Origin of the sequence: Enterobacter cloacae complex sp. SHL022 (assembly GCF_049237785.1) — a bacterium.
GTDB lineage: Bacteria > Pseudomonadota > Gammaproteobacteria > Enterobacterales > Enterobacteriaceae > Enterobacter > Enterobacter hormaechei_C.
Genome location: NZ_JBMKJH010000006.1, coordinates 130,098 through 141,868, shown reverse-complemented (window position 1 = coordinate 141,868; position 11,771 = coordinate 130,098). Strand labels below are relative to the sequence as shown.

Below are 11,771 nucleotides of genomic sequence, written 5' to 3'. Positions count from 1 at the left end.
GGCTTAGTTGCTGGCGGTTTTCATCGGCTGATCAGGTTTTTTGTCATTCCCGGCGATAAACGGGCTCCACGGCTGAGCGCGTACCGGCTGTTCGGTTTGCCAGACGACGTTGAACTGGCCGTTGCCTTCGATTTCACCAATCATGACGGGCTTATGCAGGTGGTGGTTGGTGGCATCCATGGTCAGCGTAAAGCCGGACGGCGCGTTGAACGACTGGCCCGCCATTGCCGCGCGCACTTTGTCCACGTCGGTTGTCCCCGCTTTTTCAACCGCCTGCGCCCACATATGCAGGCCGACGTAGGTCGCTTCCATCGGATCGTTGGTGACGACGGTATCGGCATTCGGCAGCTTATGGGCTTTCGCGTAGGCTTTGTAGGCCGCGACAAAGGTCTGGTTGGTCGGGTTATCGACGGATTCAAAGTAGTTCCACGCCGCCAGGTTACCCACCAGCGGTTTGGTATCAATGCCGCGCAGTTCCTCCTCGCCCACCGAGAACGCCACAACCGGCACGTCCGTGGCTTTCAGCCCCTGGTTCGCCAGCTCTTTATAGAAAGGCACGTTGGAATCACCGTTGATGGTGGAGACCACCGCCGTTTTACCGCCCGCAGAGAATTTCTTGATACTGGCGACGATGGTCTGGTAATCGCTATGACCAAATGGGGTGTAGACCTCTTCAATATCTTTATCTTCCACGCCTTTCGAGTGCAGGAAGGCGCGCAGGATCTTGTTCGTGGTGCGCGGGTAAACGTAGTCCGTTCCCAGCAGGAAGAAGCGTTTCGCGCTGCCGCCGTCCTCGCTCATCAGGTACTCCACCGCCGGGATCGCCTGCTGGTTAGGCGCCGCGCCAGTATAGAAGACGTTAGGTGACATCTCTTCACCTTCGTACTGCACCGGATAGAACAGCAAACCGTTCAGCTCCTCAAAAACCGGCAGAACCGATTTACGCGATACGGAGGTCCAGCAGCCAAACACCACGGCGACCTTATCCTGGCTCAGAAGCTGGCGGGCCTTTTCGGCAAACAGCGGCCAGTTGGAGGCCGGGTCAACCACCACCGGCTCCAGCTTTTTCCCGAGCACGCCGCCTTTGGCGTTAATTTCATCGATGGTCATCAGGGCGACATCTTTCAGGGGCGTTTCTGAAATGGCCATCGTGCCGGAGAGTGAGTGCATGATCCCGACTTTAATGGTCTCTGCGGCCTGGACGCCAAAACTGACCCCCATGGCGACCACGGAGGCGGACAAGGCGAACGCTTTTATAAAGGTACGACGGTGCATATTTTCACTCCTGAAAAAGAAAGCTGTGCGAAGACGTCCGTTACCGCCCGGACGCAGAAAAAGTAACGTCAGTTTCAGGAGAGCAAAAAGGGTGCCAGGTTGCAGAGGCAGGATTTAAACGGGTTCGAAGAGAGGATTTACGGTAAACGACTCAGAATGGTACAGCGCTGCACTGTAATAATGCAGCGCTGTGAACGGCGTTACCAGACGTCGCTGGCGATTTGCGTCACCAGGCGAATTTTATCCCACTGCTGGGCTTCGCTCAGGCTGTTACCCTCTTCCGTGGAGGCAAATCCGCACTGCGGGCTGAGGCAAATCTGCTCTTTCGCCACGTAGCGCGCAGCCTCTTCCAGACGCGCTTTCACCCCTTCCGGGTTCTCCAGTTCACCGTGCTTGGTGGTGATCAGCCCCAGCACCACCTGCTGTTTACCCGGGCGCACAAAACGCAGTGGCGCAAAGTCGCCGCTACGGTCGTTGTCGTACTCCAGGAAGAACGCGTCGACGTTCACCGTGCCGAACAGCACCTCCGCCACCGGCTCATAGCCGCCTTCGGAAATCCAGGTTGAGCGGAAGTTGCCGCGGCAGACGTGCAGCCCGATGGTCAGGTCGTCCGGTTTGCCCTCCAGCGCCTTATTCAGCACCCGGGCATAGGTTCGGGCAAGTTCGTCTGCATCGTCACCGCGCTCGCGGATCTGGCGGCGCTGGTCTTCTGAACAAAGGTAGGCCCAGACGGTATCATCCAGTTGCAGATAGCGGCAGCCTGCATCGTAAAAGGCCCGAATGGCATCGCGCCAGGTTGTCGCCAGATCGTCAAAGTAATCCTTCAGATCCGGGTAGACCGTGGCATCAATATCCTTGCGGCCACCGCGGAAGTGCAGCACGCTCGGGCTCGGAATGGTCATCTTCGGCTGTGCGTTACCGCTGATGCTTTTGAGGTAGCGAAAATCTTCCAGCATAGGATGATCGCCGAAGCCCAGTTTGCCCGTTACGCGCACGCCGTGGGCTTTGGTCTGCACCCCGTTGAACTGAATGCCCTGCTGCGAATCATAACGCTCTACGCCCTGTAGCCCGTCAAAGAAGTCAAAGTGCCACCAGGCGCGGCGGAATTCACCGTCCGTTACCACATGCAGGCCGCAGGCGCACTGCTGTTCGACAACATGGCGAATGGCCTCGTCCTCAACCGCGCGAAGCTGACCGGCATCGATCTCACCGCTGGCAAATTGCAGACGAGCCTGTTTAACAGAGTCCGGGCGTAAAAAACTGCCGACTACATCGGCGCGGTACGGGGCGTGTTGTCGCTGCATGGAAATCTCCTCTGTCTGTCGGCGTTAATTGCCCACAGTGATAATTCATCTCTTGAACACTTAGACTTCTGGATGTCTAAACGTCCTAAAAAGATGTCATACCGGCTCGCCGCCGACAAACGAGAAAATTTCATCTGTGTTGAAATAAATTCATGTTCACAGGGCGGGTGATGAAGATCCCGCAAACGCGAACCGCTCATCTTCCCAGCCGGTCATGCCCCCGAGCATAATCTTAACCGGCAGACCCAGACGCGCCAGCTTCAGCGCCGCCCTGTCCGCCCCGTTGCAGTGCGGGCCTGCACAATAGACGACAAACAGCGTGCCCTCTGGCCACGCTGTCATCCGCTCGGCGGTGATCTGGCTCCAGGGTAAATGCAGCGCGCCGGGCAGATGCCGCCGGGCAAAATGTTCAGGCTTCCCGACAACGTGCAGCAGAACAAAGTCCTGCTCACCGCTGGATACCGCGTGATGGACATCGGCGCAGTCCGTCTCGACGCTCAGACGACGCAGAAAATGCCCCACGGCTTCCTGCGGCTCAGCAGCCGGAAATTCAGTAACATAGCTCATGAATCTTCCTCATTTGTGGTGTTTGTGTTAACACTACTCTATCCCTTAATTCAGCACATGAATGCGTCCGCCTATGCCAGAAAACAGCAAAAAGATGACAAACTTAAGACATCCCTCGCCGCGCGCGGTCGTGCTGGCATATGACGGTTTATGTACCTTTGAGTTTGGCGTGGCGGTAGAAATCTTTGGCTTGCCGCGCCCGGAGATGGGCGATGACTGGTATCAGTTCGCCGTGGCGAGCGTGGATGGCGGCGAGCTCCGGGCAACGGGCGGGATCCGTATTCTGGCCGACGGCGATCTGCGTCTGCTTGAAACGGCGGATCTGGTTGTTGTACCCGGCTGGCGAGGGCTGGATGAACCCGTACCCGAAGCGCTCTGCCAGGCGCTCCGCGCGGCGCATGCCCGCGGCTGCCAGCTACTCTCGATCTGTTCTGGCGTTTTCGTTCTGGCAGCCTCAGGCCTGCTTGACAGGCGGAAGGCAACCACCCACTGGCGCTACACGCAAGCTCTGAAAACACGCTTTCCCGCCATCACCGTGGTCGAAGATGTGCTCTACCAGGACGAAGGCGATATTCTCACTTCCGCCGGCAGCGCCGCGGGGATTGATCTGTGTCTGCACGTGGTGCGCCGGAATTACGGTATGGAGGCAGCAAACCGCGTGGCGCGTCGACTGGTGATCCCGCCCCATCGGGACGGCTCGCAAACCCAGCAACTTAGCCGACCGGTGGCTCAGTTGCGGGAGAGCCAGCGCCTGGGCCAGCTGTTCGATTATCTTCACCAGCATCTGGCCGTTTCCCATACCGTCGAATCGCTGGCCCTGCGGGTGGGTATGAGTCAACGCACCTTTCTGCGCCGTTTCCAGGACGCGACCGGGACAACGCCCGCGCGCTGGTTATTGACTGCGCGATTGCAGCGGGCAAAAGATTATCTCGAAAACAGTCGGCTCAGCATTGATAATATTGCGGAACAAACCGGATTTGGACAAAGCGCCACGCTGCGCCACCATTTCCGGCAGCAATTTGCGCTTTCGCCCGCGCAATATCGCAAACAATTTTTACAGCCGGTACGATAAACGGGCAAAAAAAAACCGCCATAATCTGGCGGTAAATGCTTGCATGGATAGATTTGTATTTTGGTATCTACGCTCCGGTATTCCCTACCGGGATGTGGATCACCAGCAATCTACCACTGTGAGCCTCAACGAAGCATAAACGAATCGATTAACCCGCTTTGGTATTAATTTGCAGATAACGCATCAGCCCCTGATCTGCACTCTGGCGGGCATCATCATTAATCGCTTCGAGATAAAACGCACGAGAGACCCCATACGGTGCCTGCTCGGGTGGGTAAACGGCGAACTGGAAGGTTTTGCCTCTCGCCTTATTGGTACAGCCCAGCTCCCAGCGATCTTCACTTACCTGGGTGCTATTACATTCGACACGTCCGTAATCGCTGGTTAAATACGATCCGACACGGCTTTTTGCTGACTGAATATATTCTGGTTCTTCATTTGAATAGATGCTGGCCGCAGCACCCACCGCAACCACTACGCCCAGAAGTGATAGCACGATTATTTTTTTCATTTATTCGATCCAATCCTTAGCCAGAAAAATCTTATTGTAAATGATTTCCCAATAAATCTAGTTGCTCTTTGCATACCAGAAATGGGAGTTTACAACGTCGATATCGCTTTTAAGAATAGTCTTAAGCGCATTTTATTGCGACCACAATTTTTGACACTCTATTTTCTCAAATTTAAAGAGTCGAATAATTACTCTATGAAATTATCCCTACGATGACCGTAGCGTATTTTCAGGGGATAAATGATGTTCAGAAAAGAATTTTCGCTACTGCTGGTGATTAGCGCCCTGTTCTCAGGACAGATTATGGCGGAGCACAAAGGGCATGAATTTGTGTATGTGAAAAACGCCGACCATCAGCTTCGTCATGAAGCTGACAGCGACGAGTTACGCAGCGCGGCTGAGGAGTCTGCGGAGGGGTTGCGCGAGCACCATGCCTGGCAGAAATCGCGCAAACCGGATACCCACTCTGCGGGTTAGCTGCCTTTACGCTTCGGCAGGGTCTTCATCAAATCGTCAGGGCTGACGGAGGCCACAATGCTTCCCGGCGGCGGCATTTTGAAGATGTGATTCTTCATCTTGCCGATAACGTGCATTTCACACGGACGGCAGTCAAACTTCAGCGTCAGCACTTCATCGCCATTCACCAGCTGCATCGGCGTCGCTTTCCAGCTTTTAATATTGCCTTTCGCCTGTTTCGGACAAAGGTTAAAAGCAAACCGCAGGCAGTGTTTGGTGATCATCACCGGCACATCGCCCTTCTCTTCATGCGCTTCATACGCGGCGTCAATCAGCTGCACGCCGTGACGATGATAAAACGCACGCGCTTTGTGGTTGTATACGTTCGCGAGGAAAGAAAGATGCGTGTCCGGGTAGACCGGCGCAGGCACCGCTTCGGCCTTACGGTTGCCGCGCGAATAGTTTGCCAGGCGTACTTCATCCAGCATCTCGGCCGTTTCACGGCGGAACTGGTTCAGCAGGCTGTTCGGCACGAACAGCGCGTCCGGCAGATTCACCTCAATATTGCGCGCGTAATAAATGGTCTGCCCCAGCTTCGCCACGCCATCCTTGAGGTTGTTGAGCGCTTTCTCCGCATTGTTCGCCACCTCGAACAGGCCGTCGAGCGTATGCGTCACGCTGATGCCGTCTTCGCAGGTCATGGTCAGGATCAGCTGCTCTTCCCAGCCCCCCAGCGCGATATCCACCGCAATGCGGCGCTCGCTGGAGGTCTTGAGCAAGGCCTGCTGCCAGTTGTGATCCAGGTTACGGTTAAGCGCCGCATTAGGACGGGCTTTGTAGAGATCGGCAGGCATTTCGTTCGGCCAGACGCGATAGCGATTTTCGCCGGTTTTCTCCACCGTATTGGCACGGAAACCCACCACTTCACGTTTGATCATCACGTTGAGACCATCGCCATTCGCCAGCGGCTCTGTCACCTGAACGTCAAGATGATCTTTCGCCACTTTCAGCACTTCACCCACCGGCAGGCCGATAAACTTCGGTGAGTCGAACGCGCCAATATCCCCTTTACGGGCATTCACGAAATAGTCCGTGCTGCCGCGGTGGAAGGTTTTGTCCGTAGACGGAATAAAGAAATGCTCTGTACGCCCGGCGGAGGCGCGCGCCAGATCACCGCGATCGTCGATGATGGCATCCAGCATCTGACGATAATGGGCGGTGATATTTTTCACGTAGCTCATGTCCTTGTAGCGCCCTTCAATTTTGAAGGAGCGTACGCCAGCATCGATCAGCGCACCGAGGTTCGCCGTCTGGTCGTTATCTTTCATCGACAGCAGGTGTTTTTCGAATGCCACCACGCGGCCCTGATCGTCTTTCAGGGTATACGGCAGACGGCAGGCCTGAGAGCAGTCGCCCCGGTTAGCGCTGCGCCCCGTCTGGGCGTGAGAGATATTACACTGCCCGGAATAGGCCACACACAGCGCACCGTGGATAAAGAATTCAATGGTCGCGTCGGTCGCCTGATGGATATCGCGGATCTGGTTCAGGTTCAGCTCGCGCGCCAGCACAATCTGCGTAAACCCGACGTCCGAAAGAAACTTCGCCTTCTCGACGGTGCGGATATCGCACTGAGTGCTGGCGTGCAGCTCAATCGGCGGGATATCCAGTTCCAGAACACCCATATCCTGAACGATCAGGGCGTCAACACCGGTCTGGTAGAGATCGGTGATCAGACGCTGCGCGGGCTCCAGTTCATCATCATGAAGAATGGTGTTCAGGGTCACAAACACCTTCGCCCCGAAACGGTGAGCGAACGGTACCAGCTCGGCAATGTCGCGCAGGCTGTTGCTGGCGTTATGCCGGGCACCGAAGCCAGGGCCGCCAATGTAGACGGCATCCGCACCGTGAAGAATGGCTTCACGGGCAATGGCGGCGTCGCGGGCCGGGCTTAGCAGTTCAAGATGATGGGAGTGCAGGCGCATACTTCGTCGTTATCCGTTATGGTCAAAATGGCGGCTATTGTAGTCAGAAGTCTGTGTCAGTGAAACCGTTTTGCGACGCTTTAGCGGGGATAATGGATCAGGGAGTGAAAATGCACCGTCCGGGCGCTGCTGTTGCGGTACGCGTGCGGTTTATCGCCGGCAAAACGCACGCCGGAATCAGCGTATATTGTGCGCCAGACACCGTCGATCTGCATATCCAGCTCACCGCTTATCACCACCACATGTTCGATCACCCCGGCTTCGTGCGGCGTGGACTCGCTCAGCGCGCCGGGCGACAGGGTGATGGAGAAATGGTCGAACTTAAGCTGTTCATCCCAGGGGAAAAGCGGTTTCACCACCATCGCCTGCTGCTGCGGATCGAACACCGCCTGCGGTTCGCTTTCTGGAGTGATAAACGCCGAAAAAGGTACGTTCAGCCCGGTGGCGATTTTCCACAAGGTAGAGACCGTCGGGCTGGACTCATTGCGTTCGATTTGCCCAAGCATCGCTTTCGACACGCCCGTCTCTTCCGCCAGTTTTGACAGGCTCCAGCCCCGCGCCTGACGCAGCGCTTTCAGTGTGGTTGCCAGGTGTTGAGTGATATCCATAGTTCCTCCCGTTGCGGCAAAGCATACCACTTGTACGCTATAGCGCACAGTGATACCTTATCCCGGACGTTATAACGCACAACGGAGTTTCCATGCGATCGACTGCCTCTCTCTTTCCTGCCGTGCTGGCCGGTTTTGTTGCCGTTCTGGTGGGCTATGCCAGCTCTGCCGCCATTATCTGGCAGGCGGCTGCGGCGGCTGGCGCCAGTACACAGCAAATCGCCGGATGGATGACCGCGCTAGGGCTCGGGATGGGGATCAGCACGCTGGCATTGTCGTGGTGGTATAAAGCCCCCGTGCTGACCGCCTGGTCGACTCCTGGCGCGGCGTTGCTCGCCACCAGCCTGCATGGCGTGACGCTGGCGGAAACCATCGGGGTATTTATATTCGCGAATACGCTGATTCTGCTGTGCGGCGTCACCGGCCTGTTTGCCCGGTTGATGAAACTGATCCCGCACTCGCTTGCCGCCGCTATGCTGGCGGGCGTGCTGTTACAGTTTGGCCTGAAGGCATTCAGCAATCTTGAGAGACACATTTTTCTTTGCGGCAGTATGCTGGCCGCCTGGCTGGTGGCCAAAGCCGTAGCGCCCCGGTACGCCATTGTCGCCACGCTGCTGGTGGGCGTGTTCGTTGCCTGGGCTGGAGGTGACGTTGTCACGAACAGGATGACGTTATCGGTCATCATGCCGGAATTCATTGCCCCTGCGTTCACCTTCACCAGCCTGATCAGCATCGGCTTACCCTTCTTCCTGGTGACCATGGCGTCGCAGAATGCGCCCGGCTTCGCCACTATGCAGGCATCGGGCTATCCGCTGGCGGTCTCACCGCTGATCGTTGCCACAGGCGGGCTGGCGCTGCTGTTGTCCCCCTTCGGCGTCTATTCTATATGCATCGCCGCCATCACCGCCGCCATCTGCCAGAGCCCGGACGCCCACCCGGATGCCAGTAAACGCTGGCTGGCTGCGGCGGCCGCAGGTGGGTTTTATCTGCTGGCGGGGGTGTTCGGCGGGTCGATTTCGGGGCTGATGGCCGCCCTGCCGCCGAGCGGCATCCAGACGCTGGCCGGGCTGGCCCTGCTCGGCACTATCAGCGGGAGCTTGTATCAGGCACTGAATCATGAAGCAGAGCGCGACGCGGCGATCGTCACCTTCCTGATGACCGCCAGCGGCGTCACGCTCCTGGGGATTGGCTCCGCCTTCTGGGGGCTGGTGTTGGGAGGGATCTGTTACGCCGTCTTCTCACGCCTTCGCCGCGCGTAGCTGTGACGGCGTAATGCCGGTCATGCTGCGAAAACGGTTACTGAAATGGCTGGCGGAGTTAAATCCGCAGGCCAGCGCGATGTCGGTGAGCGGCGTGGTCGTGTGCTGCACCATCGCTTTGGCCTTCTCCATGCGGCGCTGCATGACGTACTGATGCGGCGCCAGGCCCATCGACTGGCGGAACATCCGCGCAAAGTGATACTCACTGAGTGCGGCCTGGCCCGCCAGTTCCGCCAGCGTTAAGGGTTGCGCCAGGTTTTCCTCGATAAAGGCCAGCACGTTGCGCAGCACAAACGGCGATAACCCGCCGGTCACTACCGGCAGCTTCCACTGTACGCTGGAATAGTGCTGGACTAAATGCGTCAGCAATAAGGTCGACGCGGTGCTCAGGGTGAGCTGATTGGCGTTTTGCTGCCAGTCGCAGCCGAGCAAAAACTGGCGATAAAGGGCGGTGATTTTAGGATCGCTGCCGAATATTTTTTCCTCCAGCGTCAGCGATAGCGGTCGTTTATCCCAGATTTTCTCCCCCACGTCCCGCAGGTGTTCATCGGTGCAGTAGAGGTGCACGAACGACAGGTCGTCACGAATATCCCACGTGGATTCGCTCTCTTCCGGCATCAGACAAAAACGATCCGGCCCACCGCCATTTTTCCAGCCACCCGGCGTTTTTTGATAGCTTTCATAGCCATCTGCCACGTACAGGCTAAGGGTGTGATGGTTGCTTTTCACCGTTATCGTGTCGTGCTTGTTGTACCACGCCGCCAGTTGAATGCCAGAATTGAGCGCGACGGTTTCCCGCAGCACCGCATTTTGTTGGCGTAACGTTTCAAAGGTGTCGTAAACGAGAGACATGGCCGTAAACAGGTGATTAATCAGACTGTCAGTCTAAGAAGTGTTGCAGCCTGTTACCAGCCATTGTGCGAGAAAAAAGCGCAAGAATTTGCAAGTCCGGCGCAAGGCGATGAAAGCCGGGCCCCTCTTCTTTCGCCACACTGTTGTTTTTCGCGGTATGAGAAGAGAGAAACCATGAACGCATTACTCTATGGGCTGGTTGTTGTTATCTGGGGCACGACCTGGATCGCCATTTTTTTGCAACAGGGGCCGGTTGCAGCGCCGGTCTCCATTTTCTGGCGCTTCGCCGTGGCCAGCGCCACGATGATGATCGTCCTGGTCGCCCTTCGCCGTCTGCGCAGGCTGGCGCTGCGGGATCATCTCTACTGCATGCTTCAGGGCTGCTGCGTTTTCTGTTTCAACTTCTGGTGCTTTTACACCGCCGCCGCCCATATCAATACCGGCCTTGAGTCGGTGATTTTCTCGATGGCCGTGCTGTATAACGCCATCAACAGCTTTATCTTCTTCGGCCAGCGTCCACCCGCACGCTTCTGGACGGCGGCAGCGCTGGGGCTTATCGGGATCATTACACTGTTCTGGAACGATCTGCTCGCCAGCAGCTGGAGCGCGTCGTTGCTTACGGGCATCGGGCTTTCCGCCCTCGGCACCTACGGCTTCTCGCTGGGGAATATGATCAGCATGCGTCATCAGCGAAACGGGCTGGAAACCATGACCACCAACGCCTGGGCGATGCTGTATGGCACCGTCGTGATGGGCCTTATCGCCCTCTTCAGAGGCGATAACTTTATGCCGGAATGGACGGTGAGCTATATGGGGGCGCTGCTCTATCTTGCGCTGTTTGGCTCGGTGATTGCCTTCGGCGCCTACTTTACGCTGGTAGGCCGCATTGGTCCCGGTAAAGCCGCCTACAGCACCCTGCTGTTCCCGCTGGTGGCGCTGTCGATTTCAACGGTGTACGAGGGTTACGTGTGGCATCTCAACGGGATCGTCGGCCTGTTGTTGATACTGGGGGGGAATATGGTGATGTTTACGAAGCCGGAAACCTGGTTCCGCCGCCTGCGGACGGCATAAAAAACGGCCTGCGAAAATGCAGGCCTTTTTTTATTAATTTGCTGTCTGATGAACATCAAACATAGTGGCATCCGTTGCCATGTCATCCACAACCTGCTTCAGGGTGCCGAAGCCCATTGGCGTATTCTCGTTCGCCAGCTCTTTCCCTTCCCCCTTACGAACAACCTTAATCACCGGTTTGTTCGTAGCCGCGTCGATTAACTCACCTTCGAAGAACAGATGCGTATCCATGGTACGATGGCCCGTGGCCATTTGCGTACCCGCAACCAGCAGCGCGACAGGCACCACTTCATAGAACTGCAAACCTTCTTTGTCTGAGCTCACACCCGTGATGGCGCCGCGGAAGATCAGGCTATGTTTGCCCGGCGTCGTCACAATCGGCTTACGCTGGCCAATCGCGGTTTTCAGTTTGGTATTGGTATAATTCAACAGCTCATCAAGCGTTTTTTGCCCAAGCTGAGTGGTCGGTTTTGGCGTCGGGTAATAGGTTATCGGCGTCCAGATAATGCTGTCATAATTCGCCTCATTATAAGAAGGATCAACCCAACGCAGGGTTGGCTTCCCGGTTGCAGATTTCATCTCCTGCAAGCCTGAGTAATCTTTTAAAAAGCCTGAATATTGATCGGGGGCTGCGACTTTGGACGCACAGCCTGAAAGGGCCAACAGACCAGAAAGCACTGCAACTTTAAAAAAAGTGTGAGTACGCATGATGGTATTCCATGTTATCTGCAAGTATGCACTTGAAGTTATAACAAAAAATGGGGCGATGTGTTGTGGCAAAAAATGACGAAGACAGCACAAATAGCGAAAAAAC

Annotated in this window: 12 protein-coding genes; 4 read left to right on the top strand and 8 right to left on the bottom strand. The window is 56.3% G+C overall.

The features are described from left to right. Positions 1-3: 3 nt before the first annotated feature. The 3 genes from urtA to ACOTZD_RS13995 form a co-directional block, all read right to left on the bottom strand. Entirely contained in the window at positions 4-1,275 is a 1,272-nt protein-coding gene (gene urtA, locus ACOTZD_RS14005) for an urea ABC transporter substrate-binding protein (protein WP_015570544.1), read from the bottom strand. A gap of 200 nt (positions 1,276-1,475) precedes the next feature. Next, positions 1,476-2,579, bottom strand: coding sequence for a cobalamin-independent methionine synthase II family protein (locus ACOTZD_RS14000; protein ID WP_174402332.1), 1,104 nt, complete (start codon positions 2,577-2,579; stop codon positions 1,476-1,478). A gap of 156 nt (positions 2,580-2,735) precedes the next feature. Continuing rightward, complete coding sequence (locus ACOTZD_RS13995) at positions 2,736-3,146, bottom strand: rhodanese-like domain-containing protein (RefSeq protein ID WP_003857206.1); 411 nt, start codon at positions 3,144-3,146, stop codon at positions 2,736-2,738. Positions 3,147-3,219: 73 nt separating this feature from the next. On the opposite strand from ACOTZD_RS13995, the gene ftrA reads away from it, so the two are divergent. Further along, entirely contained in the window at positions 3,220-4,218 is a 999-nt protein-coding gene (ftrA, locus tag ACOTZD_RS13990) for a transcriptional regulator FtrA (RefSeq protein WP_174402331.1), read from the top strand. A gap of 148 nt (positions 4,219-4,366) precedes the next feature. On the opposite strand, the gene ACOTZD_RS13985 is transcribed toward ftrA, so the two are convergent. Next, entirely contained in the window at positions 4,367-4,729 is a 363-nt protein-coding gene (locus ACOTZD_RS13985) for a hypothetical protein (protein WP_003857209.1), read from the bottom strand. A 243-nt stretch (positions 4,730-4,972) separates the two neighbouring features. Here ACOTZD_RS13985 and ACOTZD_RS13980 point away from each other — a divergent pair, with 243 nt between their 5' ends. Beyond that, complete coding sequence (locus ACOTZD_RS13980; protein ID WP_015570548.1) at positions 4,973-5,206, top strand: DUF2554 family protein; 234 nt, start codon at positions 4,973-4,975, stop codon at positions 5,204-5,206. Here ACOTZD_RS13980 and ACOTZD_RS13975 read toward each other — a convergent pair. Further along, on the bottom strand, positions 5,203-7,167 hold the full coding sequence (locus tag ACOTZD_RS13975; RefSeq protein WP_174402330.1) for a peptidase U32 family protein: 1,965 nt from the start codon (positions 7,165-7,167) through the stop codon (positions 5,203-5,205). The genes ACOTZD_RS13980 and ACOTZD_RS13975 overlap by 4 nt on opposite strands. 80 nt (positions 7,168-7,247) lie before the next feature. Further along, positions 7,248-7,775 carry a helix-turn-helix domain-containing protein gene (locus tag ACOTZD_RS13970; protein ID WP_045336245.1) on the bottom strand — a complete coding sequence of 176 codons (528 nt, stop codon included), beginning with the start codon at positions 7,773-7,775 and terminating at the stop codon, positions 7,248-7,250. Positions 7,776-7,867: 92 nt separating this feature from the next. Here ACOTZD_RS13970 and ACOTZD_RS13965 point away from each other — a divergent pair, with 92 nt between their 5' ends. Continuing rightward, positions 7,868-9,034, top strand: a complete 1,167-nt coding sequence (locus ACOTZD_RS13965; RefSeq protein ID WP_174402329.1) for a benzoate/H(+) symporter BenE family transporter — start codon at positions 7,868-7,870, stop codon at positions 9,032-9,034. On the opposite strand, the gene ACOTZD_RS13960 is transcribed toward ACOTZD_RS13965, so the two are convergent. Next, entirely contained in the window at positions 9,014-9,886 is an 873-nt protein-coding gene (locus ACOTZD_RS13960; RefSeq protein ID WP_155023151.1) for a helix-turn-helix domain-containing protein, read from the bottom strand. The two genes, ACOTZD_RS13965 and ACOTZD_RS13960, sit on opposite strands and share 21 nt — an antisense overlap. A 174-nt stretch (positions 9,887-10,060) precedes the next feature. On the opposite strand from ACOTZD_RS13960, the gene ACOTZD_RS13955 reads away from it, so the two are divergent. Continuing rightward, positions 10,061-10,957 carry a DMT family transporter gene (locus ACOTZD_RS13955; protein ID WP_174402328.1) on the top strand — a complete coding sequence of 299 codons (897 nt, stop codon included), beginning with the start codon at positions 10,061-10,063 and terminating at the stop codon, positions 10,955-10,957. A 33-nt stretch (positions 10,958-10,990) separates the two neighbouring features. On the opposite strand, the gene ACOTZD_RS13950 is transcribed toward ACOTZD_RS13955, so the two are convergent. Then, complete coding sequence (locus ACOTZD_RS13950; RefSeq protein ID WP_003857221.1) at positions 10,991-11,665, bottom strand: DUF3313 domain-containing protein; 675 nt, start codon at positions 11,663-11,665, stop codon at positions 10,991-10,993. Between the last annotated feature and the right edge of the window lie 106 nt (positions 11,666-11,771).